This is a genomic window from Microbacterium sp. NPDC057741 (assembly GCF_042798735.1).
Taxonomy (GTDB): Bacteria; Actinomycetota; Actinomycetes; order Actinomycetales; family Microbacteriaceae; genus Microbacterium.
In genome coordinates this window covers 411319-436790 of the sequence record NZ_JBHVJW010000001.1, presented here as the reverse complement: position 1 = coordinate 436790, position 25472 = coordinate 411319, and the positions used below count along the sequence as shown (strand labels likewise).

The following is a 25472-nucleotide window of genomic DNA, read 5'->3' as shown; positions in this document are numbered from 1 at the left end:
CGCCGATCAGGCCTCTTCCTGCGCGATCAGCGCGGCCTCGGATGCCGGCGCCGTGCGCAGCGCCTCCGGGATCGCCTCGAGGTACGAGCTCAGGTTGCGGCGCGTCTCGCCGACACTGTCGCCGCCGAACTTCTCCAGCACCGAGTTGGCGAGCTCGATGGCGACCATGGCCTCGGCGACGACGCCCGCCGCGGGCACGGCGCACACGTCGGAGCGCTGGTGATGCGCGGTGGCCTGCTCGCCGGTGGCGACGTCGATCGTCCGCAGCGCGTGCGGCACGGTGGCGATCGGCTTCATGCCGGCGCGCACACGCAGCACGGTGCCCGTGGACATGCCGCCCTCGGTTCCGCCGGCGCGGTCGGAGCCGCGAGTGATGCCGCCCTCCGCCTCGAAGAGCTCGTCATGCGCGGCCGAGCCGCGGCGACGGGTGGTCTCGAAGCCGTCGCCGACCTCGACTCCCTTGATGGCCTGGATGCTCATCAGCGCCTGCGCGAGACGTCCGTCCAGGCGGCGGTCCCAGTGCACGTGCGAGCCGAGCCCCGGCGGCAGACCGTAGGCGAGTACCTCGACGATGCCGCCCAGAGTGTCGCCGTCCTTGCGTGCCGCGTCGACCTCGGCCACCATCAGCGCGGAGGTCGCGTCGTCGAAGCAGCGCAGCGGATCGGCATCGAGCGCGTCCACGTCATCGGGTGTCGGCAGCGCCGAGCCCTCCGGCACCTGGACGGGGCCGATCGAGAGCGTGTGGCTGACAAGGCGAATGCCGAGCTCTGCGAGGAAGGCACGGGCGATCGCGCCCAGGGCCACGCGCGCCGCGGTCTCACGGGCGCTGGCGCGCTCGAGGATCGGTCGGGCCTCATCGAAGTCGTACTTCTGCATGCCCACCAGATCGGCGTGCCCTGGGCGCGGACGCGTCAACGCGGCGCCGCGGCCGCGCGACATGTCGGTGAGGTCGACGGGAGCCGGGTTCATGACCTCGGTCCACTTCGGCCACTCGGTGTTGCCGATGCGCAGGGCCACGGGACTGCCCAGCGAGAGGCCGTGCCGTACGCCGCCTGAGATCGTCAGCTCGTCCTGCTCGAACTTCATCCGCGAGCCTCGGCCATAGCCGAGCTTGCGTCGCTGCAGGTCGGCCTGGATTCCCTCGGCCGAGATGGGGACGCCGGAGGGCAGGCCCTCCATGACGGCGATGAGTTCGGGGCCGTGCGATTCGCCGGCCGTGAGCACGCGGAGCATTGCTCCAGTCTCCCATGCCTTCAGGTCAGCGCTTCGCGCATTACCCGGATGATCGCCGTCTCGTCCGGAAGCACGGCGTCCTGCGCGCCGTATCGGAAGATCCGGATCTGCCGCACGGCCTGGTGCAGCAACATCTCAAGTCCCGAGAGCACGGTGGGACTCGTCCAGCGCGAGGCCAGCGCCGAGGGCCATGGCGCGTAGGCCGCATCGAGCAGCGCACCACCCGAGGCCGCCAGGGCATCGGCGACGGCCTCGTCCAGCACCGTGCCGCTGGGCAGCGTCGCGATCGTGAGCTCCACCGGGGATGCCGGCTCGCCGAGGGCCGAGGCCGTAGTCGCCACGCCGACCCGCTCCCCCAGCGCGACCAGATGCATCGCGGCCTCCGGACGGCGCGCGCGGATCTCGACGCGCTCGGCGCCGAGTTCCGCCGCCGCGACCAGCGCGGATGCCGCGGTCGCACCTGCGCCGAGGACGCGTGCACTGCGGATGCCGGTGACGCCTGCCTCGGTGAAGGCGTCGACGAGCCCGCCGACATCCGTGTTGAAGCCGTGCACGCTGTCACCGAGCAGCAGTGTGTTCACCGCGCCGGTGAGCTCGGCATGTCGGTCACGCACCGCCGCGGCACGGAACGCCTGCTCCTTGAGCGGCATCGTGAGCGACAGGCCGCGCCAGGTGTCGTCCAGGCCGCCCAGAGCATCGGCGAAGCCCGCGGCATCCACCTGGCGGCGGTCGTAACTCCAGTCGAGGCCGAGGAGCCGGTACGCCGCAGCGTGCAGCTGCGGCGAACGGCTGTGCCCGATCGGGTCGCCCCAGACTGCGAGTCTGGTGCCTTCCGACATCAGTAGCAGCCGCCGTCAGGGTTGGCCTTGCACCACGCCTTGTACTTCTCCTCCGCTGCCTGCTGCTCCTTGTACGTGGACGAGAACACGGTCTCGCCCGTGTCCAGGTTCACGGTCACGAAGTAGTACCAGGAGCCGGGCTCAGGGTTCTGCGCGGCCTTGATCGCCGCATCGTTGGGGCTGGAGATGGGAGTGGCGGGAAGGCCCTGGTGCGCATAGGTGTTCCACGGGTTCTGGTCGGCCTTGACGGCCTTCCACGGCCACGAGGACACGGCTCCGTCATGCGTCAGGCCGTAGCCGTACTGCGCCGTCGAATCCATCTCAAGCTTGCCGTGCGTCTCGGTGTTGCCGGGCTTCAGCCGGTTGTCGATCACGCGGGACACCTTGCCGAAGTCGGCCGTGTGCCCCTCACGCTGCACGATCGACGCGATCGTGAGCACGCGCGCCTCGTCACCGGCCGCGACACCGGCATCCGCCAGCGACTTCCGGGTGCGATCGACCATCTTCTGGACGACCTCCTTCGCGGTCGACCCCGGGTCGAACGTGTACACGGCCGGGAACAGCCAGCCCTCGAGACTCGTCGCCTTCACGCCGTAGTCCGCCGGGTTCTTGACCGCAGCCTGGAGGTCGGCAAGTGGCATGCCCAGCGACTCGGCGACGGTGGGCAGGAAGTTCTTGATCTGACCGCCCTCCGGAACCGATGCGGTGTTCTCCATCCGGTTTGCGTCGTCCTGAAGCGCCTTGAGCGCGGCATCCGCCGTCATCTTCTTCTGCAGCTTGTAGACGCCCGGGTAGAACGTGGGCGAGACGCCCTTCTGGACGAGCATGTCGTAGAACACCGAAGGCGTCTTGGTCACTCCCGCCGCGTTCAGCGCGGTGGAAATCGGCTGCCCGGTGTCGCCGTCCTTGATCGTCACGAACGCCTCTCCGGACGCCTGTCCCGGTTCGTAGTCCTTCGACGGCCCCCAGCCCATGACCTCGTTGATCTTGTCGCTGTACGTGTTGTAGACCCAGGCGCCGGCACCGGCGATGCCGCCGAGGATGGCGAGCAGCACGATCAGCGAGATCAGGCAGCCCTTGCCGCGCTTCTTCTTCGTGGGCTCGTGGTGGGACTCCGGCGCGAAGAGCGAGTCGAACTCGTGCGGGCCGTCGGAGCCGCCACCTCCGAAGACACCGGTCTGCGTGTCGGGCACTGCGGGTGCGGGGGTCGGCGCCTGCTCGGACGGCTCCTGCGACGCAGGCCGCCGCGCGGGCTCGGGCTGGAACGCGGCGGCCTGCGGGATCGGCTGCTGCGCCGGTTCCGGCGCGGATGCTGCAGCGCGCGATGCTTCGTCTCGGGCCTGGAAGGCGGGGACTGTCGTGATCGGGAACGACGCCGTCTGCTGCTCCGCGATGGCCTGCGAACCCGTCACCGTGATCGAGAAGGGCCCCGTGATCGACGGCGCCTCCGGAACGCGCTGAGCGGGCTCTGCGGCCGAGAGCGGCACGACGGGCTGTGGCTGCTCGACTGCGGCCGGGCGAGGCTGCCCGGCGCCCTCGGGCTGTACAGGCGCCACCGGCTGCTGTGCCGGGAACTGCGGCCGGGCCGAGGCCCGCTGCTGCATCTGCTGCTGCGCCGCCAACTGCTCCTCGGCGGCGAGCTGCGCTGCTGCTGCCTGCTGTGCCGCGCGCTGCTGGGCGGCGAACTGCTCCGCCGCTGCCTGCTGCTGCGCGGCGAACTGCGCTGCCGCGGCCTGCTGCTGCGCCAGGAACTGCTGCTGCGCAGCCTGTTGGGCCGCGGCCTCCTGCGCCGCCTGCGCCGAGACGACGGGAATCGCTCCCGACGCCTGACGCGCCTGACGCGCGGCGCGGCGCGAGCCTGCGGGGGGTGGCGTGTGATCGGGTTGCGGCAACTGCGAACCGGCGGTCGGCAGATTGTCGAAGAGATCACTGAGCCTCGGGGGGTGGCTCTCGTTCTGCCTGCCAGGGTCGGGCATGGTCAGGATTACTCCTCGGGTGGGTCGATGATCGCGCCGGCGGGGGTACCGGTGCTCTTCTCGGTGTCGATCGCATGCTGCAGCAGCACTACTGCGGCGACCTGATCCACAATGCTACGAGACTTCTTCTGGGATCTTCCAGAAGAACGCAGCGCGGAGTGTGCGGAGACCGTGCTCAGGCGCTCGTCGACCATGCGCACGGGCAGCCCGGTTCGCTCCCCCAGCGCGGCCGCGAACTCCCTGGCATCCGTCGTGGAGAGGGTCTCCTCGCCGCGCATGTTCACCGGCAGCCCGACGACCAGCTCCATCGGCTCCCATTCCGCGCACAGCTCGGCGATCCGCTCGACCGACGTCTCGGAGCGCGGGACGGTCTCGACCGGCACCGCCAGCATCCCGTCGGGATCGCAGCGGGCCACGCCGACCCGCGCCTTCCCGACGTCGATGCCGAGCCGGATGCCGCGCCGGAACCCGCTCACGCGCGCTTCAGCTCCGTCACCACCGCGTCCAGCGCGGCGTCCAGGGCCGAGACATCGGTACCGCCGCCCTGTGCGACGTCGTCCTTGCCCCCGCCGCCACCGCCGAGAACACCCGCCGCGACGCGCACCAGCGCACCGGCCTTGGCACCCGCGGCGCGTGCGGCGTCGTTGGTGGCGATCACGACGATCGGGCGGTCGTTCGCGACGCCGCCGAGGGCGACGACAGCGGCATCCGATCCGAGGCGCTCGCGCACGCTCAGGGCGAGCGTGCGCACATCGTCGGCGGAGCCGACCGCACCCAGCGACGCGGCCACGACGTGGTAGGCGCCGGCGGGGGCGGCGGACTCGGCCAGCGCGGGCACGCGGCCCTCGCGCTCCTTGGCCTCGAACTGCGCGATGCGCTTCTCGGCGGCCTTCAGGCCTGCCTGGAGCTCCTCGATGCGCGTGGACAGCTGGTCGCGCGGAGCCTTCAGAGCGGCGGACAGCTGCGAGACCACGGTGCGCTCGGCAGCGAGCTCGCGGAAGGCGTCCTGGCCGACCAGGGCCTCGATGCGACGGTTGGACGCGCCGACCGACGACTCGCCGACCACGCTGACCAGGCCGATCTCAGCGCTGGACGACACATGCGTGCCGGCGCAGAGCTCGCGCGACCAGGGGCCGCCGATGTCGACCATCCGCACGACCGAGCCATACTTCTCGCCGAACAGCGCCATGGCGCCGGCCTCCTTGGCCTCGTCGAGCGAGACGATGCGGGTGGTCACCTCGAGTGCGTCGTTGACGGCGCGGTTGGTGATCTCCTCGATCTCGGAGCGGGTCTCGAGCGACAGCGGCTGCGACCAGGCGAAGTCGAAGCGCATGTAGCCGGCCCGGTTCAGCGAACCGGCCTGCGTGGCGGTCTTGCCGAGTGTGTCGCGCAGTGCGGCGTGCACGAGGTGCGTCGCGGAGTGCGCCTGGCGGGCGGCACGACGGTTCGCGGCATCCACCACGGAGCGCGCGCGGTCGTCGACGGCGACGACGCCTGAGTCGACCTGCACCGTATGGCTGATCAGACCGGGCACCGGCTTCTGCACGTCGAGGATGTCCAGCTCGAAGCCGGGGCCGACGATCAGGCCCTTGTCGGCGACCTGGCCGCCCGATTCCGCGTACAGCGCGGTCTCGGCGAGGATCACCTCGGCGACCTGGCCCTCGGATGCCGAGGGCACGGGAACGCCGTCGACGATGATGCCCAGCACGCGCGACTCGGTCTCGAGGTCCGTGTAGCCGGCGAACACCGTCTCACCCGCGGCGCGGAACTCGCGGTACACCGAGACGTCGGCGAGCTGGCGCTTGCGGTTGCGGGCATCCGCCTTGGCGCGGTCGCGCTGCCCCTGCATGAGCTCGTCGAATGCGGGGCGGTCGACATCGAGCCCGGCCTCTTCAGCGACCTCGAGGGTGAGGTCGATCGGGAATCCGTAGGTGTCGTGCAGCAGGAACGCCTCGGAGCCGCTCAGGGTCGAGCCGCCGGCCTTCTTCGTGTCGCTCAGGGCGAGGTCGAGGATGGTGGAGCCGGAGGCCAGCGTACGCCGGAAGGTCTCCTCCTCGGCGAAGGCAGCCGAGGACAGCACCGACCAGTCGGTCTCGAGCACGGGGTAGGCCGACTTCATGGCGTCCTTCGACACCTCGAACAGCTCGGGGAAGCTCGGTGCGTCGACGCCCAGAAGGCGCATGGCGCGAACGGTGCGGCGCATCAGGCGACGCAGGATGTAGCCGCGACCCTCGTTCGACGGACGCACGCCGTCGGAGAGCAGCATCAGCGAGGAGCGCACGTGGTCGGCGATCACGCGGAAGCGCACGTCGTCCTCGTGCACTGCGCCGTAGGTGCGACCGGAGAGCTCCACCGCGCGGTCGAGTACAGGGCGGACCTGATCGGTCTCGTACATGTTCTCGACGCCCTGCTTGAGGAACGCGACGCGCTCCAGACCCATGCCGGTGTCGATGTTCTTCTGCGGCAGCTCGCCGACGATGTCGAACTCGGTCTTGCTGCGGATGTTCTCGAGGAGGTCCTGCATGAACACGAGGTTCCAGATCTCCAGGAAGCGCGAATCATCGACGGCCGGGCCGCCGTCCTTGCCGTAGGCAGGGCCGCGGTCGAAGAAGATCTCCGAGTCGGGGCCGCCTGGGCCGGGCTGGCCGGTGTTCCAGTAGTTGTCCGCGCGACCGAGTCGCTGGATGCGCTCCGGCTTCAGGCCGATGATGTCGCGCCAGATGGCCTCGGCCTCGTCATCGGTCTCATACACCGTGACCCAGAGGTCCTTCTCGTCGAATCCGAGCCCGCCGTCGGCCTCGGACGAGGTCAGCAGATCCCAGGCGTACCGGATGGCGCCTTCCTTGAAATAATCGCCGAACGACCAGTTCCCGAGCATCTGGAAGAAGGTGCCGTGCCGTGCGGTGCGGCCGACCTCTTCGATGTCGTTGGTGCGGATGCACTTCTGCAGATCGGCGATGCGGGGATGCGGCGCGGGGACGACTCCCGTGAGGTACGGGATCATCGGCACCATGCCGGCGACCGTGAACAGCAGCGAGGGGTCCTCGCTGACCAGCGATGCCGAGGGAACGATCAGGTGGTCGTTCTTCTCGAAGTAGTTCAGGTAGCGCTGCGCGATCTCCGCAGTTTTCATGGGGGTGCTCGGTGTCCTTGCGTGGGAACGACGCGCGCCCGTCAGGCGCGCAGGAGGGGTCGGGTCAGGCGTCTGCGCCGGGCTCGGTGAGCCGGGCCGCCTCAGCGCGGTACGCGTCGCCGACGATGTTGGTGAACTCGGTGATGCGCGAGTCGAGGTCGGCGAGGACGTCGTGGCCGCGCGGGTCCTTGTTCATGAAGTGCGCAGCGACGAACCCGCCGATCACGCCGATCAGGAGCCACAGCAGATTCTTCATTCCGCCATCCTATGACGAGAGGCGCCGGGGATTCCCCCGACGCCTCTCGCACGTGTGCTGTGTATCAGCGAGCCGCGTAGTACTCGACGACCAGCTGGACCTCACAGGTCACGGGAACCTCGGCGCGCTTCGGGCGACGCACGAGACGCGCCTGCAGCTTGTCGAGCTCGACCTCGATGTAGCCCGGAACCGGGGGCAGGACCTCGGCGTGACCGCCGGCGGCTGCGACCTGGAACGGCTCGAGAGCCTCGGACTTGGCCTTGACGTGGATGAGCTGACCCGGCTTCACGCGGAACGACGGGCGGTCCACGATCTGGCCGTCGACCAGGATGTGACGGTGCACGACCAGCTGACGGGCCTGCGCGGTCGTGCGGGCGAAGCCGGCACGCAGCACGAGGGCGTCGAGACGCATCTCGAGCAGCTCGACCAGGTTCTCACCGGTCAGGCCGTCCTTGCGGCGAGCCTCGTTGAACGCGATGCGCAGCTGCTTCTCGCGGATGCCGTACTGCTCGCGCAGACGCTGCTTCTCACGCAGACGGACGGCGTAGTCGCTGTCGGCCTTGCGCTTGGTGCGACCGTGCTCACCCGGAGCGTAGGGACGCTTCTCGAGGTAGCGGGCGGCCTTCGGGGTGAGCGGGATTCCCAGCGCACGGCTGAGACGGACCTTGCGGCGGTCCTGGGACTTCGTGACCACGAAGCATTCCTTCCGATGACGCGGCCGTGTCTTTCACGGCCCGCGGACGTATCGCCTCGATTCCCCCTCACCGAAGCGCACGCCGGGGCGCAGCGGAGAGTGTTGCAGGAGCGGAGGGATGCCCGAAAACTCGGTTTCGAGCCGATCCATCGTATCAGACGCCGGCTCTGCGTCCTCTTAGGGCACCGGCCGCAACGAGGAGGTCACCAGAACCAGACCCGCCCCGTACTCGGCATCCATCCGGCGCTGCAGCGCGCCGTCGTCGTAGACGACCTGCACACTCACGTAGCCGCCGAGGTCATCGGCGTTCACACCGAGCCACACACGGGGATCGGATGCTGCGTTCCGGATCTTCTCCGCGATGCCGTTCAGCTCCGCTGCCGTGTGCTCGGCCGTGGTGACGCACAGCATCCCGCCCCAGACCTCGCGCAGCTCTTTCTCCGCGGCCACCGGGTCGCCGGTGACCCGCACATTCACCACCGTGAGCTCGGGGCTCGGCGCCGTCTCGGCGACCTGCTCCTCGGGCGTGGCATCCGGACCGGCGCTCGGCACCCGCGACCGATCCACCCAGGAGACCGCATACCCGGGCAGCCGCGCCGCTCGGGCGAAGACACGATCCATCGTCTCCGGCGTCGTACGGGCGGGGTCGATGACGCGCCAGCCGCCCTTCGGCTCTGCGCACGGTGTCGCGAACATCTGGAGTCTGGACTGTCCGCCCCGCTCCGACGCGGTCGCGCCAGGCCGCACACCGGTCGGGGTGAACGCGAACGCCTCCGGATCGTACGTGCCGTCGACCCGATACAAGCCCCAGCGCACGTCGGAGGCCTGCTCGTAGGTACCGGGCCACTCGGACCAGTCCCACCCGACGAGCTTCGGACCGCCGCACTGCGGCGGGTACGACTCGAGCAGCGCACCGAGGCACAGTTCCGCGCCGTCTCCGTCGTCGAGCACGGTCACCGCCGCGCCCGTGGTCAGCACGTCCTGCAGTGAAGCCGGAGAACTCGACGGTGCAGGAACGGCGGCAGGCGGTTCAGGCGCGGACGCACAACCAGTGAGCACGACGAGCGCAACGGCGGTCAAGGTCGCGGTCGCGTGCCGTCGGTGCGGACGGAGATTCGCCATGAACCGATCATCCTCTGACGCGCGGAACACCGTCAACGCCGGGACGGGAACGATCAGGCGACGGTTCCGCCGCGGCATCCCCACCCGCGGGGCCGCCGGATGTGAGCCACGCGATCGCGGCAGCGAGCAGCAGCACGGCCGCTGCGGTCCCTGGTGAGAGGTACCCCTGGGTGAGGACCCATCCCACGCTCAGGACGACGAGCAGTGTGGCGACGATCGCGGCCCAGAGCGGCATCGCGCGCTTCCGCTCCGGCGGCCAGGTGCGCGCCACACGCGGCACGACCGCGCAGAAGAGCGCGACGACAGCGGCGATCGCCAGCAGCCACGGGATCCGCGTCCACCACCACTGCGGGGAGAGCACGGGCGGGAAGGGCAGTCCGAGGGCGAGCTGCACGCTGACGACCACAGCCATGGCGACCGTGTGCCAGAGGTAGATCACCATGCCGAACATCCCGAGCACGCCGATCACCAGCAGCACCGGCCTGTGGCGCATCAGCGCTCGGATCAGCGGCTGCAGAAGCGTGAACAGGTAGACCTGCGCCAGGCCGAGCAGCAGCAGGAGCACGGTCGGAGGGTTGAGGTTGACCAGCATGTCGGGGTCGTAGCCGAGTGCGAAGACGGCGACGAACATCAGCCCATACGCGACGATCGCCAGCAGAGCGAGCAGCCAGCGCGGGCGGCGGGAGTACCACTGGTCCCGCACGCCGAAGCCGAGCTGCTGCACGAACAACCAGACGAACAGCCAGTTCAGGGCTCCCACCGGCACGTGCGCGAAGCGGTCCAGCAGGTCCACCGCCACGGCGGCGCCCGCGAGTCCGAAGTAGGTCGCCCACGCCGCGCGGCGATGCAGCCATGCCATGAGCGGGACGAACGACGTGCAGATCGCGTACACAGCGATGAACCAGAGCGGCTCGGCCAGCCGGAAGGCGAACGTGCGCAGGAATTCCGGGTCGGCACCGACGAGCGCCATCACACCGAGGACGGCCAGCACCCCCAGCATCGCGAAGAGCACCGGACGCGCCAGTCGCAGCGCCCGGATCCGGATGTACTGCGCTGCGGTCTCCCCCTGGTTGTGCAGACGGCGCCAGGTGGTGATGCCCGCGAACCCGCCGGCGATGAAGAACGTCGGCATGATCATCCCGATCCACGTGATCCAGACCAGCGGCGTCCAGGCCAGCAGCGCATTGAACGCGCGGGGCGGGTCGCCGGCGATGCCCATCTGCAACGCGTGCAGCAGCACGACCAGTGGCAGGCAGATCGCTCTGACGAAGTCGATCGACAGGTCGCGGCCTGCGGGGAGCCGTGGCAGCTGTCGGGTCACGGAACCACTGTAAGGTCAGCGGTCGCCGAGGATGCGGCGGATTCGCTCGAGTCTGGCGGCGATGTCGCGCTCCGCGCCGAGAGGCTTGGGCTCGTAGTAGCGGCGCCCGTCGAGCTCGTCCGGCAGATACTGCTGCGGCAGCACACCGACCTCGGCGTCGTGCGGATACCGGTAACCCTTGCCGTGCCCGAGCCGCTTGGCGCCCGGGTAGTGCGCGTCGCGCAGGTGCAGGGGCACGCGACCGAACCCGCCGGCACGGACATCGGCGATGGCCTGGTCGATTCCGACGTAGGCGGCGTTCGATTTCGCCGTCGTCGCCAGGTAGACCGTCGCCTCGGCGAGGGGGATACGGCCCTCCGGCATCCCGATGAAGGCGACGGCATCAGCGGCGGCAGTCGCGATGACCAGCCCCTGCGGATCGGCGAGGCCGACATCCTCGGCGGCCGAGATGACCAGACGGCGGGCGATGAAGCGGGGGTCCTCCCCCGCCTCGATCATGCGGGCGAGGTAGTGCAGCGCGGCATCCGGATCCGAGCCGCGGATCGACTTGATGAACGCGCTGATCACGTCGTAGTGCTCGTCGCCCTGCCGGTCGTACCGCAGCAGCGCCTTGTCGACCGCCTGCGCGACGTCGTCGTCGGTGACCTCCGGAACCGCGCCCTCGTCGGCGTTCGACAGCGCGACCGCGGATGCCGCCTCGAGCCCGGTGAGCGCGCGGCGGCCATCGCCGGACGCCAGTCGGATCAGCGCGGCACGGGCGGCGGCCTGCATCGCCACCGCTCCGTTCAGACCTCGGGCATCCGTCACGGCTCTGTCGATGAGAACGCCGATGTCGTCATCGGTGAGCGGCTGCAGAGTGAGCAGCAGCGACCGCGAGATCAGCGGCGAGATGACGGAGAACGACGGGTTCTCTGTGGTCGCAGCGATGAGGATGACCCACCCGTTCTCGACCCCGGGGAGCAGTGCGTCCTGCTGGGCCTTGGTGAAGCGGTGGATCTCGTCCAGGAACAGAATCGTCGTCTGCCCGTAGAGGTCGCGCTGCGTCACCGCCTCCTGCATGACCTCGCGCACGTCCTTGACGCCGGCGGTGATCGCGGAGAGCTCCACGAAGCGGCGCCCTGACGAGCGGGCGATCGCCTGCGCGAGCGTCGTCTTGCCGGTGCCGGGCGGGCCCCAGAGGATGATCGAGACGGCGCCGGGCGCCGCAGCATCCGGATCCGCCAGCGCGACGATCGGCGAGCCGGGGCGCAGCAGATGCTGCTGTCCGGCGACCTCGTCGAGCGACACCGGCCGCATCCGCACGGCCAGCGGCGTCCGGCCGGACATCAGGGATGCGGGTGAGCTCATGCCTCCAGGCTAATGCGGGCGGCGGACACGGCCGTCCGCGCGGTCACCGGTAGGCTCGCTGCAGACCTGTTCTCATCCCCGGGAGGACCCGCATGGCCGGACGCGGCAAGAACGACGCGCAGCACGCACGACAGCAGGCGGAGCGCGCTCGCCGCTATGCCGCGAGGACGGCCTGGCACGAGGGCCGAGCCCGGCGCCGTTCCCGGGACAACATCGTGGCGTCGGTGGTCGGCGGACTGCTGGTCGTCGGCGCGGTCTTCAGCCAGGTGATGCTCGCCCAGGCCGATGCTCCCGCGCCGAAGCCGAAGGCGACCAGCTCGGTCGCTCCGACCGACGGCGCCTCCCCGACGCCGACCACGGCCCCGACACCGAGCGATTCCCCGACACCCGCCACGTGACCCTCACCGACGCGAACGCCCGATGTGAGCGAATCGCTCCACGGACGTAACCTCCGCGGCCTCCGTCTGACATGCGGCTGGTCGACTCTGGACTGACCGGAGCCTCAGCGCTCCCGTCCCCCGGAGGTTCCATGTCATACATCAAACCCGCCGAGCTGGTCACGCGCATGGTCGATGCCGGCGCGTACAAGATGCGGCTGTCGACCAGGGACACGCTCATTCGCGCGTTCATGGGCGCGGCGTTCCTGACCATGGGTGCGGCGTTCGCCGTGACCGTGTCCACCAGCACCGCCCAGCCACTGATCGGTGCACTGCTGTTCCCGATCGGATTCGTCATCCTCTACCTGTTCGGGTACGACCTGCTCACCGGAGTGTTCACGCTCGGACCGCTCGCGGTGATCGACAGGCGGCCCGGCGCGACCGTGGCCGCGATGCTTCGCAACTGGGGACTCGTCTTCCTGGGCAACCTGGCCGGCGCACTCGTCGTCGCCCTGCTGATGGCGATCTGCTTCACATACGGATTCTCGACCGAGCCCAGCGCCGTCGGGCACGCCATCGGCGAGATCGGTCACTCTCGAACCGTCGGTTACGCCGAGCATGGGATGGCCGGCATGCTCACCCTGTTCGTCAGGGGGATGCTGTGCAACTGGCTGGTGTCGACCGGCGTGGTGCTCTCGATGGCGTCGGACAGCGTGATCGGCAAGATCGTGGCCATGTGGCTGCCGATCACGCTCTTCTTCTACATGGGTTTCGAGCACTCGGTGGTCAACATGTTCCTGTTCCCCTCAGGGCTGATGCTCGGCGCAGACTTCACTCTCGGGGACTACCTGCTGTGGAACGAGCTGCCCACGATCCTCGGCAACCTCGTCGGCGGGCTGCTGTTCGTCGGGCTGCCGCTGTACCTCACCCACGGCCGTCCGGCAGCACGTCGCCGGACGGATCGGTCCCTTGCGCGGCCGGCCGCACCCCTGCACGTCGTCGCCGCCGCTCCCGTCCTCGCAGATCAGTCCTCGGAGCGGGAGAAGGTCGTCGTCTCCTGACCCGGGGAGCACGCGGATGTGGGCGGGGCACACAGGCGCCCCGCCCACATCCGCGCCCCGAGAACTCGCGCCGACTCACTCCGCGACCGCGAGACGGTACCCGCGCTTGATCACGGTGTTCACCACGTCCGCGCGTCCCAGGGCCTCCCGGAGGCGCGCGACCGCCATCTCGACGGCATGGCTGTTCTGGCCGGCGCGAGGGAGCACGCGGCCGAGTTCCTCCCGGGTGAGCACCCGACCACCCGCACCGGACAACGCGTCGAGCACGTCCGCGGAGGCACGGGACAACGGCACGAAGTCACCGTTCAGCACGGCCCCGCCGCTGCGCACCTCGAGGGTACCCGCGTCTGTGCGCACCCTGGCCGCCCGGCCGGACGCGTAGTGGTCGACGACACAGCGCACGAGTGAACCGAGCCGGCCTCTGGCCGCGGTCGTCGTACGCAGCCCCGCGTCGGTCAGAGGCTTCGCCGTGACCGGGCCGACCGCGGCGACCAGTAGCCGCCCGCGCGCGGCGCGCGCTCCGATCCTCGGCAGTGCTCCGGCCCGCTCCGCTATCCGGAGCCATTCCGTCGCACCGGTCGCCGAGGTGAACATCACGGCGTCGGCGCCGCCCGTGGCGGCCTGCTCGACGGTGCGTGCCACCAGCTCCGGGTCCTGCGGCGGCCCGCAGCGGTACACGGTGATGCCCAGTGCCTCGCCACCGTGGGCGGTGACCAGCCGGTCCAAGCCGTGTCTCCGCCGCCGTGATGCTGCACCACGACCCGGGCTCCCGCGATGCCGAACTTCACGAGGTGGTCGCCGACCTCGGCCGCGGTCTCCGACCGGGCGACCCAGTCCGCGGTGAAACCCGCCTGCTGGATCGCACCATGCGCCTTGGGCCCGCGCGCGACGAACCGCGCGCAGCGCAGAGCTCCGAAGAGATCGTCCGCCAGCCCGTTCTCATGCGCGGCATCCATCCAGCCGCGAAATCCGACACCGGTCGTCGCGACGACGACATCCGGCGGCCTCTCGATGATCATACGGGTCATCTCGAGCAGCTGCTCGTCGTCGGCATTCGGCCGGATGGACAGCGGAGGCGCACGCAGGACTCTCGCGCCGTGGCGCGCGAGTGCGCTGGCGAGATCACCCGACCGCCGCTCCGCGGCGACCACCATCGTGCAGCCCAGCAGCACGGCGTCTCCACCGTGCTGCACCGTCATACCGAGGCCTCCGCGACCGGCTGCGACGCCGGCAGCAGCAGATCCGCCCTCGCGACGTCGCCGACCACGATGACGGCCGGATTGCTCAACCCGATATCCTGCGCGTCCCGCAGTGCGTGCTCGAGCGTGGTCCGCGTCGTCCGCTGCCGCGCGGAATGGCCGCTCTCGACGAAGGCGACGGGACGATGCGGCGACACGCCGTGCCCGAGCGCTGCGTACACGATCGTCCGGAGGGCCGCCACGCCCATGAGGATCACGGTCGTCACGCTGTCGTCCGCGAGCGCTGCCAGCGACCCTGCGGTGATCTCGCCCTGACCGTTCAGCACGTGGAACGCGGACGCCGTGCCGCGATGGGTGACCGGGATGCCGGCGGCCTGCGGCACCGCGATCGCGCTCGACGGTCCGGGAACCACCTCCACCGGGATCCCCGCGGCGAGGCATGCGCGCACCTCCTCTCCCCCGCGGCCGAACACGAACGGATCACCGCCCTTGAGCCGCACGACGCGAGCTCCGGCTGCGGCCTGCTCGACGAGGATCCGGTTGATCTCCTCCTGCGGAACCGGGTGATGGCCGGGATGCTTGCCGACATCGATCACGCGCACCGCGGGACCGAGTCCCCTGAGCACCTCAGCGGTCGGACCCAGCCGATCGACGACGATGACGTCGGCCTCTGCGATCAGTCGGCTTGCGCGCACCGTCATCAGGTCCGCCGGCCCAGGGCCACCGCCGACGAGATGGACGCGCCCCCCGGTCATCTCAGATCCTCTGCGTCGATCAGGACCATGTCATCGTGGACGCTCACCGCCCAGGTGCGCAGGGCCATCAGGTCCTTCCCCTGCGCGTCCAGACAGGCGCCGGTGCGGAGACTGAACACCTGCTTGTGCATCGGAGATGCGACGGTCGGCTCCTGCCCGCGCGTGCCGACGATGCCGCGAGAGATGACGTTCGCACCGCTGTAGGGATCGAGGTTCGAGACCGCGTGCACCGTGCCGTCCTCGAGCAGGAAGAGCGCGACCTGGTTCCCGCCGAGCAGCGCGGCGCGGCCACGCTCCACTTCGAGATCGCCGACGCGGCAGATGCGGATGAGAGTCGGTCGTTCCGCGAGCATGGTCATCGCCGTACCTCCAGTGTCGTTCCTGCGATCAGGACCGCGCGGTCGGCGCGCTCCGTGGCTGTTGCCGGGCGGACCTGCCCGCGCTCCGGCACATAGGCGAGAGAGGGATCGGGGGTGTCCGCGGCGTTCACGAACGACTCGAACCTCCGCAGGATCTCCGGATCCCGCAGCGCCGCTGCCCATTCGTCCTCGTAGCGGTCGACGTGCGCAGCCATGGCCGCGTCGAGATCCGCACCGACGCCGAGGCTGTCCTCGAAGATCACGCCCCTGAGCCCTTCCAGACCTCCGTCCAGCTCCGCACACCACGTGGCGGTTCGCTGCAGACGATCGGCCGTGCGGATGTAGTACATGCAGAACCGGTCGATGGCGCGGATGAGTGCCTCATCGTCGAGCCCCGACGCGAGCAGCTCGGCATGACGCGGGGTGAACCCTCCGTTGCCGCCGACGTAGAGGTTCCAGCCGCTCTCCGTGGCGATGACCCCGACGTCCTTGCTCCGCGCCTCCGCGCACTCCCGCGCGCACCCGGAGACGCCCATCTTGATCTTGTGCGGCGCCCGCAGGCCGCGATAGCGCAGTTCGAGACGCACGGCCATCCCGACGGAGTCCAGCACACCGTAGCGGCACCATGTCGAACCGACGCAGGACTTCACGGTGCGCAGCGCCTTGCCGTAGGCCTGCCCCGACTCGAACCCCGCATCCACCAGGCGGCCCCAGATGTCGGGCAGCTGCTCGAGCCGTGCACCGTACATGTCGATGCGCTGGCCGCCGGTGACCTTCGTGTACAGCCCGAAGTCGTCGGCGACCCTGCCGATCGCGATCAGCCCCTGCGGCGTCACCTCGCCGCCAGGCATCCTCGGCACGACCGAGTAGGTGCCGTCCTTCTGCATGTTGGCCATCACGTGATCATTGGTGTCCTGCAGCGTCGCGTTCTCGCCGGACAGCACATGCGCTCCGACGAGCACCGCCAGGATGCTGGCGATCGCGGGCTTGCAGATGTCGCATCCCCGCCCGCTGCCGAAGCGCGCGATGATCGCACTGAACGTCGTCAGCTCGGCGACCCGCACCGCGTCGAAGAGCTGCCGCCGCGACATCCCGAAGTGCTCGCACAGTGCGGTGACCGGCGCCGCGCCGCTTCCCTCGAGCTCGGTCGCCACCAGCTTCTTCACCGTGAGGAAGCACGATCCGCAGGCGGCCCCCGCCTTCGTGCATGCCCGGACGGCACCGGCGTCGGCGCAACCCTCCTCGTGCACGGCTTGCCGGATGCGACCGGCGGACACGTTCGAGCAGGAGCACACGATCGCCGCGTCCGGCAGCTGCGCAGACGGAGCATCGGCGTCGGCCGCCGGGATCAGGTAGGCGGCAGGGTCCGCGCCGAGCGGACCGCCGACCAGGGCCCGCAGCGTGCCATAGGCGGCGGCGTCGCCGACGAGGATGCCTCCCCGCAGCGTCTTCGCGTCATCCGACAGCACGAGCTTCTTGTACACCCCGGCCACCGGATCCGCATACACGACGTCGAGAGCGTCCGGGCTGACGGCGTGCGCGTCGCCGAAGCTCGCCACGTCGGTGCCGGAGAGCTTCAGCTTGGCCGAGTCGTCGAAGCCCGGGAACGTGGCGTCGCCGCCGAGCAGTCGGGTCGCGGCGACCTCGGCCATCGCGTAGCCGGGCGCGACGAGCCCGACCGCGCGCCCCTCGTAGCTGGCCACCTCGCCGATGGCGAGGATCTGCGCGTCGGAGGTGCGGCAGCGTGCGTCGATCAGCACCCCGCCATCCGTGTGCACTGCCAGGTCCGCTTCGCGGGCGAGTTCGTCGCGGGGGCGCACCCCGACCGTGAAGATCACGACGTCGGCGGCCAGGGCGCCACCGTCGCGGAATCGCAGCCCGCTCACGTTGCCGTCGACGTCGCCGTCCAGGCGCGTGGTCCGGCTGTCCGTGCGCACGGAGATCCCACGGGCCTCGACGAGCCGGCGCAGCATCGTGGCTCCGGCGAGGTCCAACTGCGCGGACATCAGGCGATCGGACGACTGCGCCACGATGCAGTCGATGTCGAGGCTCTGCAGTGCGCCGGCAGCCTCGAGCCCGAGGAGCCCGCCGCCGATCACCGCACCGCGCAGCGGGCGACCGAGCTCGCCTCGACGTCGCTCCACGAAGGATCGGATGCCACTGACGTCGTCCAGGGTCCGGTAGACGAAGCAGCCCGCGAGATCGGCACCTGCCACGGAGACGCGTGCCGCAGAGGAGCCGGTGGCGAGCACCAGGGTCCGATACCGGTGCGTCCGCCCGCTGCGTGTGTGCACGACGCGCCGGCTTCGGTCGATGCCGACGGCGGGGTCGTCGGCGAGGAACGTCATGCGGGGATCGTCGAGCACCCGCGGATCAAGCGCCAGGTCGCGGGCCGTCGCGCCCGAGAAGAACGAGGTCAGCCCGACGCGGTCGTACGGCTCCGTCCCCTCGTCGCCGATCATCACCAGATGCAGTCGGTCGTCGGTGCGCGTGAGCAGACTCTCCGCGAACCGGTGGGCGACCATTCCCGCTCCGACCACGACCACATCCGCGGGCATGTCCGATCGATCCGTCATGACGCCTCCTCTGTCCCGATGGTCCTGACGGTAGGTCGGCGGTGTTTCCTGCAGAGGCGGTCGCACGTTACGCCCGTCGAACGTTCCGCTCACAAATCGGTAACGGCGATGTGAGCGCCCCGGAGGGAGGACTGCGAGAGGCCCGACCGCGCATACTAGGCTGGTCATCGTCCCTTTCCACTCCCGCGGGAAGCCGCGCAAGGAGATCACCGTGTCCGAGCCGTCGAAGCCGACTCCCCCTGTCCCCGCACCCCCTCGCGTCCCGATGCCGACGCCGCCGAAGCTGGTGGCGAAGCCCATCGCCCCCGCCGCGGCGGTCGCGTCAGATGCCGCCGAGTGGGGCCGTGTCGTCGAGGACGGCACCGTCGAGGTGCGTGAGGGCGACGACTGGCGCGCCGTCGGCCAGTACCCCGACGGCACCGCCGACGAGGCGCTCGCCTACTTCGTGCGCAAGTACGACGACATCGCCGTCAAGGTGACCACGCTCGAGAAGCGCGTGCAGACCGGTGAGGCATCCGCCGCCGATCTCTCCAAGCAGGCGAAGCACATCGTCGGCGAGCTGACCGATGCGGCGGCGGTGGGAGACCTCGCCGGACTCCGCGCCCGCGTCGACACGCTGCTCGAGTCGCTCTCCGAGGCATCTGCGCAGGAGGCGCAGGCCGCCAAGGAGGCCGTGGACGCCGCGATCGCCCAGCGCACAACCATCGTCGAGGAGGCGGAGCGGATCGCCGCCCTCGACCTCTCGAAGGTGCAGTGGAAGCAGGTCACGGCAGACATGACGGCCCTGTTCGACCAGTGGCAGGCGCATCAGCAGACCGGCCCCCGGCTGCCCAAGGGCACCGCCCAGCAGCTCTGGAAGCGATTCCGCGACGCCCGCTCCACTGTCGACAAGGCGCGTCGTGCCTACTTCTCCGACCTGGACGACACGCACCGCACTGCTCGCGATGCCAAGACCCGACTGGTCGAGCGTGCCGAGGCGCTCGCCCCGCGTGGCGTCGACGGCATCCCGGCGTACCGCGCGCTGCTCGACGAGTGGAAGGCCGCCGGCCGCGCAGGCCGCAAGGCCGACGACGCCCTCTGGGCGAAGTTCAAGGCCGCCGGTGACGCGCTGTACCAGGCACGCGCCGAGCAGGCGGCGGCCGAGGAGGCCGACTCCGCTCCGAAGATCGATGCGCGCGAGGCCCTGCTGGTCGAGGCCAAGGCCGTGGCCGACGAGTCCGACATCAAGAAGGCGCGTGCGCTGCTCACCCGCATCCAGCGGCAGTGGGACGAGGTCGGCCGCATCTTCCCGCGCGAGCGGGAGCGCGCGCTGGACGACAGGATGCGCGGTGTCGAGCAGGCGCTCAAGGGTCGCGAGGACGTCGACTGGAAGCGCAACAACCCCGAGACCAAGGCGCGCGCGAACGACATGAGCTCGCAGCTCGTCGAGGCCATCGAGAAGCTCGAGGCCGAGCTCGCCGCTGCTGAGGCGGCCGGCAACGCGAAGGCAGCGAAGGATGCGAAGGACGCTCTCGAGGCCCGCCGGGCCTGGCTGAACGCGCTCGGCGGCTGATCCCGCAGGAGCTTATCCACAGTCTGATGCCGGTGTCCCCGCTACGGGGGCACCGGCATCAAACTGTCAGGGTGCATCCGATCCTCATCTACTCCCCCGGTGACAGGCTCAGCCTGACCGAGCTGGGGGCAGCACGACTGGACGGGCACGTGGTCGAGGTCGGCGAGGCGTACATCCCTGCCGACACCGTCGAGAGCCCGGAGGCACGTGCGCTCTCGCTCGCGACGGTGATCCCGCCGGGCGGTGCGCTGTGCGGCCCGACTGCGGCGTGGGTGCACGGTGCCGGTGACCAGCCGCCCGCCCGCCATCATGTCTGCCGCGCGGATCCCGCGGCCGCACGCCTGCGACCGGGACCACGGACCGTGACGCACGAGGCGGCGCTGGAACCGGAACAGCTCGTCCGCTTCGCCGGCATCCCTGTCGCCAGGATCGAGGTCGTCGCGATGTCGCTGGCTTTCGCCGCGCGACGGGACGGCGAGAGCGCGCGCTGGCTTCGCGCACTCGTCGACGTCCATCCCGCGCCGGCGCTCCGCGCCCGGGACTCGATCCGCGCGCGAACGCGCGCGCCGGGCAAGCGCGCCGCCGTCGAGCTTCTGGAGAAGCTGATCGATCAGGAGGTGGTGACGCGGTAGACGTCGTAGACCGCGTCGATGCGGCGGACCGCGTTCAGCACCCGGTCCAGATGCACCGCATCACCCATCTCGAACACGAAGCGACTCAGCGCGAGACGCTCATCGGTGGTCGTGACGGTGGCCGACAGGATGTTCACGTGATGCTCGCTGAGCACCCGTGTGACATCCGACAGCAGCCCGGACCGGTCGAGCGCCTCGACCTGGATCTGCACTCGGAACACGCTCTTGGTGGTGGGCGCCCATTCGACGTCGACGAAGCGCGCAGGGTCGGCGCTGAGCGCCTTCACGTTCACGCAGTCCGCGCGGTGCACGGACACACCGCTGCCTCGGGTGACGAAGCCGACGATCGGGTCGCCGGGCACCGGGGTGCAGCACCGGGCGAGCTTGACCAGGATGTCATTGGCGCCTCGCACCAGAACGCCCGAGTCGCCCCCGCGCGGCTCCTTCGTCGTCACCTGGCCCGGCAGATCGATGGCGCCCGTGGATGTGTCCTCGGGGCCGACCAGGGCGGTGACCTTCTCCAGCACGTGCTGGGTGGAGATGTGCCCCTCGCCGACGGCCGCGTACAGGGCGGAGACATCCTCGTAGCGGAGCTGCTGGGCGACCTGGGCGAAGGAGTCCTGGCTCATCAGTCGCTGCAGCGGAAGGTTCTGCTTCCGCATCGCACGCGCGATGGCCTCCTTGCCCTGTTCGATCGCCTCCTCGCGGCGCTCCTTCGTGAACCACCCGCGGATCTTGTTACGCGCACGAGTGCTCTTGACGAATGTCAGCCAGTCCTGGCTGGGCCCGGCATCCGGATTCTTCGAGGTGAACACCTCTACCACGTCGCCGCTGTGCAGCTCGGTCTCGAGCGGAACGAGGCGACCGTTCACCTTCGCTCCCATGGTGCGGTGACCGATCTCGGTGTGCACGGCATAGGCGAAGTCCACGGGCGTTCCGCCGGCGGGGAGGCCGATCACCCGTCCCTTCGGGGTGAAGACGTACACCTCCTTGGCGCCGATCTCGAAGCGCAGCGAGTCGAGGAACTCACTCGGGTCGGCGGTCTCGGCCTGCCAGTCGGAGATGTGCGCGAGCCAGGCCATCTCGGTGTCCATCGGCTTGCCGTCGGCTCTGCCCCCGTTCATCCGCTCCTTGTACATCCAGTGCGCGGCGACGCCGAACTCCGCCTGCTGGTGCATCTCGTGGGTACGGATCTGGATCTCGACGGTGCGGCCGCTGGGGCCGATCACCGTGGTGTGCAGCGACTGGTACAGGTTGAACTTCGGGGTGGCGATGTAGTCCTTGAATCGACCGGGCAGCGGCGTCCAGCGGGCGTGGATCGCACCGAGCACGGCATAGCAGTCGCGCACGGAGCCGACCAGCACGCGGATGCCGATGAGGTCGTAGATGTCGTCGAACTCGCGACCTCGCACGACCATCTTCTGGTAGACGGAGTACAACTGCTTCGGCCGCCCGACGACCTTGCCGCGGATGCGCAGGTCGCGCAGGTCCTCGTCGATCGCCTCGATCACCTGCTGCAGGTACTTCTCGCGCTGCGGGGTGCGCTGCGCGATCAGGCTGGAGATCTCGGCGTAGATCTTCGGATGCAGCACGGCGAAGGAGAGGTCCTCCAGCTCGCTCTTGATCGTCTGGATACCGAGGCGATGCGCGAGCGGCGCGTAGATCTCGAGGGTCTCCTTGGCCTTCCTCGCCGCCTTCTCAGGCGGGACGAAGCCCCAGGTGCGCGCGTTGTGCAGCCGGTCGGCGAGCTTGATGAGCAGCACGCGGATGTCCTTCGACATCGCGACGATCATCTTGCGGACCGTCTCGGCCTGGGCGCTCTCGCCGTACTTGACTTTGTCGAGCTTCGTGACGCCGTCGACCAGCATGGCGACCTCGTCGCCGAAAGTCTCCTGCAGCTCGTTCAGAGGGTAGCCGGTGTCCTCGACGGTGTCATGCAGCAGGGCCGCCGCGACGGCGCGGGGGCCGAGGCCGAGTTCTGCGAGGATCTGCGCCACGGCCAGCGGATGCGTGATGTAGGGCTCGCCGCTCTGACGCAGCTGTCCCTCGTGCTTCTCCTTCGCGACGTTGTACGCCCGCTCGATGATGGGCAGGTCGCCGCGGGGGTGATTGACCCGCACCGTGCGGATGAGGTTGTCGAGGTCGTTGTTCCGCGGAGCGCGCGAGAAGATCCGCGGCACGAGCCTGCGCAGGCTCGAAGTCTGCGTCGTCGTCTGCGGATCGGCCATACGCTCACACCTCCGGGTCAGTTCATCCTACGCGTGACGGGACCGCGGAGAGATTCCGCGGCCCCGTCACTCGAGAGAGATGCTCAGGCCGCCTGCACGGCGCGCTCGCGCGCCTTCAGCACCTTCTTGTCGTGGGCCAGGATGCCCGACTCGTTCTGGCGGAAGAACGCGTACAGCGGCGCGGCGACGAACAGCGTCGAGTACGTGGCAACGATGATGCCGACGAAGATCGACAGCGAGATGTCGGTCAGCGTCTCGGCGCCCAGCCAGAATGCACCGATGAACAGGATCGCGCCGACGGGCAGTGCGGCGATGATCGCGGTGTTGATCGAGCGCACGAGCGTCTGGTTCACGGCGAGGTTCACGGACTCGCCGAAGGTGCGCGCCAGCGTCTCGCCGTCCTCTGTCGTGTTCTCACGCACCTTGTCGAACACGACCGTGGTGTCGTACAGCGAGTACGCGAGGATCGTCAGGAATCCGATCACCGCCGCGGGCGAGATCTGGAACCCGGCCAGGGCGTAGACGCCCACCGTGATGATGAGCACGTCCAGCAGGCCGACGATCGACGCGGCCGACATCTTCCAGGTGCGGAAGTAGATGCCGAGGATCAGGAACGTCAGCGCGAGGAAGATCGCGAGCCCCCACAGGGACTGGCGCGTCACTCCCTCACCCCAGGCGGGGCCGATGAACGACTTGCTCACCTGGTCGACCGGCACGTCGTACGCCTCGGCCAGCGCGTCCGCGACGTGGTTGGTCTCCTTCGCGGACATCTGCGAGGTCTGCACGCGGACGTTCTTGCCGTCGACCACCACGACCTTGGCCGTGGCATCCGGCACGACGGACTGCACTGCCTCGGTCGCCAGATCCTGATTCGTGCTGGCCGGCGCGGTCACGACGAACTGCGAGCCGCCGGTGAACTCGATCGAGAACTGGATCGGGCGGAACAGCGGCACCAGGATGGATCCCACCACCAGCACGATGGCGATGATGAACCACAGCTTGCGCTTCTGGACGAACGGGAAGGACAGCTTCCCGGAGTAGAGCTTGTTGCCGAACTCATTGAAGGAGAACATCAGGCGTCCCCGTCCTTTCCGGACTCGGCGGAGGCACCGCCATCGGGCGCTCCGGCGACGGCCTCAGCGCGCTTGCGTTCGGCGATGGTCTGACGACGCTCGGCCTCGCCGCGCGACGCCTTGGTGCGGGCCGCCTTGCCGCTGGACGCGGTCTGCACCTGACGGAACTCCGTCCGGTCGCGATAGACCGCGCCGAGCTCCTCCGGGTTGAGGCCCGACAGCGGATGTCCGCCGCCGAAGAACCTCGTGCGGGCGAGCAGCTGCATCACCGGGTGCGTGAAGATCACGAAGATGAAGACGTCGATCAGAGTGGTCAGACCCAGCGTGAACGCGAAGCCCTTCACCGTGGCATCCGCGAGGATGTACAGCACGACGGCGGCGAGGATGTTGATCGACTTCGAGATGTAGATCGTGCGCTTCGCACGAGCCCAGCCGTCCTCCACCGCGCCGGTGATGGACTTGCCGTCTCGCAACTCGTCTCGTATTCGCTCGAAGTAGACGATGAACGAGTCCGCGGTGAATCCGATCGACACGATCAGACCCGCGACACCGGCCAGCGACAGGCGGAAGCCCATGCGCCAGCCCAGGATGCAGATGATGATGTAGGTCAGAACGCCCATCACGCCGATGGACGCCATGATCACCCAGCCGAGCGCGCGGTAGCTAAGCAGCGAGTAGATCGCCACCAGACCCAGGCCGATCAGACCGGTGATCAGACCGATCTGCAGCTGCTGCGAGCCGAGCGTCGCCGAGATGGACTGGTTGCTCTCCACCTTGAAGCTCAGCGGGAGTGCGCCGTAGCGCAGCTGGTCGGCGAGGGTCTTCGCGGTCTCCTGAGTGAAGCTGCCCGAGATCGACGGCTTGCCGTTGGCGATGACCGCCTGCATGGCCGGGGCCGAGATGACCTTGCCGTCGAGCACGAACGCGAACTGGTCACGCGGGCTCTGCTGCTGCAGCTTGAAGTTGTAGAGGCGCTGGCTGACGTCGGCGAAGGCCTTGGTGCCCTTGGCGTCCATCTCCAGCTGCACCATCCACACGCCGGACTGCGGGTCGCGGCCGGCCTGGGCATCGGTGATCGCCGTGCCCGTCAGCTCTGTGGGTCCGAGGAGGTACTTGGCCTGTCCGTCGACGCTGCACGCGATCAGCGGCTCGTCCTTCGGCGCAGTCGCCGGATCCTTCGCCGGGTTGGCGCAGTCGTAGCTGAGGAACGCCGCCTTCAGCTTGTCGGTGATCCAGGACAGGTCGCTCGCGTCGGTCGGCTTGGCCGTCGGCGTCGCGTTCATCGTGGCATCCGGCGTCGGATACGGCGTGGTCTTGCCGTCCTCACCGACGAAGGTGTTGGTGGGCTCGGTCGTCGCGAGCACCGGGCGCAGCTCGAGCTGGGCGCTCGCGGCGATGCGCTCGCGCGTCGCGTCATCGGCGACACCCGGGATCTGGACCACGATGTTGCGGCCACCCTCGGTCGTGATGTCGGTCTCACCGACACCTGACGCGTCCACACGCTGCCGGATGATCGCCGCCGCCTGGTCGAGCTGCTCCTGCGTCGGGTCGGAACCGTCGGCGGTCTGCGCACTCAGGATGATCTGGGTGCCGCCCTGCAGGTCGAGCGCCAGCTCAGGAGCCCACGAGCTCTTGCCGAGGAACACGCCGACGGCGTTGATGCTGAACAGCACCGCCGTGACGATGAGCAGACCGAGGAGGACCCGCCACGCGTGGCGGGTCGGAGAGGTGGATGCCAC

The 25472-nt window shown here is 69.5% G+C and carries 22 protein-coding genes; 4 read left to right on the top strand and 18 right to left on the bottom strand.

Annotated features, from left to right (window positions below; genetic code table 11):
- Window positions 1-6: 6 nt before the first annotated feature.
- From aroC to ACFVDO_RS02110, 10 genes are all read right to left on the bottom strand, one after another.
- Window positions 7-1233, bottom strand: a complete 1227-nt coding sequence (aroC, locus tag ACFVDO_RS02155; RefSeq protein ID WP_378857264.1) for a chorismate synthase — start codon at window positions 1231-1233, stop codon at window positions 7-9.
- Window positions 1234-1253: 20 nt separating this feature from the next.
- Window positions 1254-2072 (bottom strand): shikimate dehydrogenase, encoded by an 819-nt coding sequence (locus ACFVDO_RS02150; RefSeq protein ID WP_378857266.1) that lies wholly within the window; start codon window positions 2070-2072, stop codon window positions 1254-1256.
- Window positions 2072-4048, bottom strand: coding sequence for an endolytic transglycosylase MltG (mltG, locus tag ACFVDO_RS02145; protein WP_378857268.1), 1977 nt, complete (start codon window positions 4046-4048; stop codon window positions 2072-2074). Before mltG ends, ACFVDO_RS02150 begins: the two co-directional genes overlap by 1 nt.
- 8 nt (window positions 4049-4056) lie before the next feature.
- Window positions 4057-4524, bottom strand: coding sequence for a Holliday junction resolvase RuvX (ruvX, locus tag ACFVDO_RS02140; RefSeq protein ID WP_378857270.1), 468 nt, complete (start codon window positions 4522-4524; stop codon window positions 4057-4059).
- Entirely contained in the window at window positions 4521-7181 is a 2661-nt protein-coding gene (gene alaS / locus ACFVDO_RS02135; protein ID WP_378857272.1) for an alanine--tRNA ligase, read from the bottom strand. The genes ruvX and alaS overlap by 4 nt, the downstream gene beginning before the upstream one ends.
- A gap of 64 nt (window positions 7182-7245) precedes the next feature.
- The gene (locus ACFVDO_RS02130) at window positions 7246-7437 is read right to left on the bottom strand and encodes a hypothetical protein (RefSeq protein ID WP_116242083.1); all 192 of its coding nucleotides are present in this window, start codon (window positions 7435-7437) and stop codon (window positions 7246-7248) included.
- Between the two features lie 64 nt (window positions 7438-7501).
- Window positions 7502-8131 carry a 30S ribosomal protein S4 gene (gene rpsD / locus ACFVDO_RS02125; protein ID WP_236124724.1) on the bottom strand — a complete coding sequence of 210 codons (630 nt, stop codon included), beginning with the start codon at window positions 8129-8131 and terminating at the stop codon, window positions 7502-7504.
- Between the two features lie 177 nt (window positions 8132-8308).
- Window positions 8309-9109 carry a hypothetical protein gene (locus tag ACFVDO_RS02120; RefSeq protein ID WP_378857275.1) on the bottom strand — a complete coding sequence of 267 codons (801 nt, stop codon included), beginning with the start codon at window positions 9107-9109 and terminating at the stop codon, window positions 8309-8311.
- 151 nt (window positions 9110-9260) lie between these two features.
- On the bottom strand, window positions 9261-10574 hold the full coding sequence (locus tag ACFVDO_RS02115; RefSeq protein WP_378857277.1) for an acyltransferase: 1314 nt from the start codon (window positions 10572-10574) through the stop codon (window positions 9261-9263).
- 15 nt (window positions 10575-10589) lie between these two features.
- Window positions 10590-11921 carry a replication-associated recombination protein A gene (locus ACFVDO_RS02110; protein WP_378857279.1) on the bottom strand — a complete coding sequence of 444 codons (1332 nt, stop codon included), beginning with the start codon at window positions 11919-11921 and terminating at the stop codon, window positions 10590-10592.
- A 92-nt stretch (window positions 11922-12013) separates the two neighbouring features.
- Between ACFVDO_RS02110 and ACFVDO_RS02105 the strand changes: the two genes are divergently transcribed.
- Window positions 12014-12319 (top strand): hypothetical protein, encoded by a 306-nt coding sequence (locus ACFVDO_RS02105; protein WP_378857281.1) that lies wholly within the window; start codon window positions 12014-12016, stop codon window positions 12317-12319.
- A 131-nt stretch (window positions 12320-12450) separates the two neighbouring features.
- Complete coding sequence (locus ACFVDO_RS02100; RefSeq protein ID WP_378857283.1) at window positions 12451-13359, top strand: formate/nitrite transporter family protein; 909 nt, start codon at window positions 12451-12453, stop codon at window positions 13357-13359.
- Between the two features lie 75 nt (window positions 13360-13434).
- On the opposite strand, the gene ACFVDO_RS02095 is transcribed toward ACFVDO_RS02100, so the two are convergent.
- The 5 genes from ACFVDO_RS02095 to nirB are packed head-to-tail and all read right to left on the bottom strand — an operon-like array spanning window position 13435 to window position 18248.
- On the bottom strand, window positions 13435-14043 hold the full coding sequence (locus ACFVDO_RS02095; protein WP_378886848.1) for a uroporphyrinogen-III synthase: 609 nt from the start codon (window positions 14041-14043) through the stop codon (window positions 13435-13437).
- Window positions 13953-14558, bottom strand: coding sequence for a uroporphyrinogen-III synthase (locus ACFVDO_RS02090; protein WP_378857285.1), 606 nt, complete (start codon window positions 14556-14558; stop codon window positions 13953-13955). The genes ACFVDO_RS02095 and ACFVDO_RS02090 overlap by 91 nt, the downstream gene beginning before the upstream one ends.
- On the bottom strand, window positions 14555-15313 hold the full coding sequence (cobA, locus tag ACFVDO_RS02085; RefSeq protein ID WP_378857287.1) for a uroporphyrinogen-III C-methyltransferase: 759 nt from the start codon (window positions 15311-15313) through the stop codon (window positions 14555-14557). The genes ACFVDO_RS02090 and cobA overlap by 4 nt, the downstream gene beginning before the upstream one ends.
- Complete coding sequence (gene nirD, locus ACFVDO_RS02080) at window positions 15310-15672, bottom strand: nitrite reductase small subunit NirD (protein WP_378857289.1); 363 nt, start codon at window positions 15670-15672, stop codon at window positions 15310-15312. Before nirD ends, cobA begins: the two co-directional genes overlap by 4 nt.
- Window positions 15669-18248, bottom strand: a complete 2580-nt coding sequence (nirB, locus tag ACFVDO_RS02075; RefSeq protein ID WP_378857291.1) for a nitrite reductase large subunit NirB — start codon at window positions 18246-18248, stop codon at window positions 15669-15671. Before nirB ends, nirD begins: the two co-directional genes overlap by 4 nt.
- Before the next feature lie 265 nt (window positions 18249-18513).
- Between nirB and ACFVDO_RS02070 the strand changes: the two genes are divergently transcribed.
- Both ACFVDO_RS02070 and ACFVDO_RS02065 read left to right on the top strand, forming a co-directional pair.
- Window positions 18514-19800, top strand: a complete 1287-nt coding sequence (locus ACFVDO_RS02070) for a DUF349 domain-containing protein (RefSeq protein ID WP_378857342.1) — start codon at window positions 18514-18516, stop codon at window positions 19798-19800.
- Between the two features lie 71 nt (window positions 19801-19871).
- Window positions 19872-20432: a hypothetical protein gene (locus ACFVDO_RS02065; RefSeq protein WP_378857293.1), complete on the top strand. Its 561-nt coding sequence runs from the start codon at window positions 19872-19874 to the stop codon at window positions 20430-20432.
- On the opposite strand, the gene ACFVDO_RS02060 is transcribed toward ACFVDO_RS02065, so the two are convergent.
- The 3 genes from ACFVDO_RS02060 to secD all read right to left on the bottom strand — a co-directional run bounded on the left by ACFVDO_RS02060 (window position 20411) and on the right by secD (window position 25472).
- Entirely contained in the window at window positions 20411-22660 is a 2250-nt protein-coding gene (locus ACFVDO_RS02060) for a RelA/SpoT family protein (RefSeq protein WP_378857296.1), read from the bottom strand. The two genes, ACFVDO_RS02065 and ACFVDO_RS02060, sit on opposite strands and share 22 nt — an antisense overlap.
- An 83-nt stretch (window positions 22661-22743) precedes the next feature.
- Entirely contained in the window at window positions 22744-23733 is a 990-nt protein-coding gene (gene secF / locus ACFVDO_RS02055; RefSeq protein WP_378857298.1) for a protein translocase subunit SecF, read from the bottom strand.
- A complete protein-coding gene (gene secD, locus ACFVDO_RS02050) occupies window positions 23733-25472 on the bottom strand; it encodes a protein translocase subunit SecD (RefSeq protein WP_378857300.1) in 1740 nt (579 codons plus the stop codon). The genes secF and secD overlap by 1 nt, the downstream gene beginning before the upstream one ends.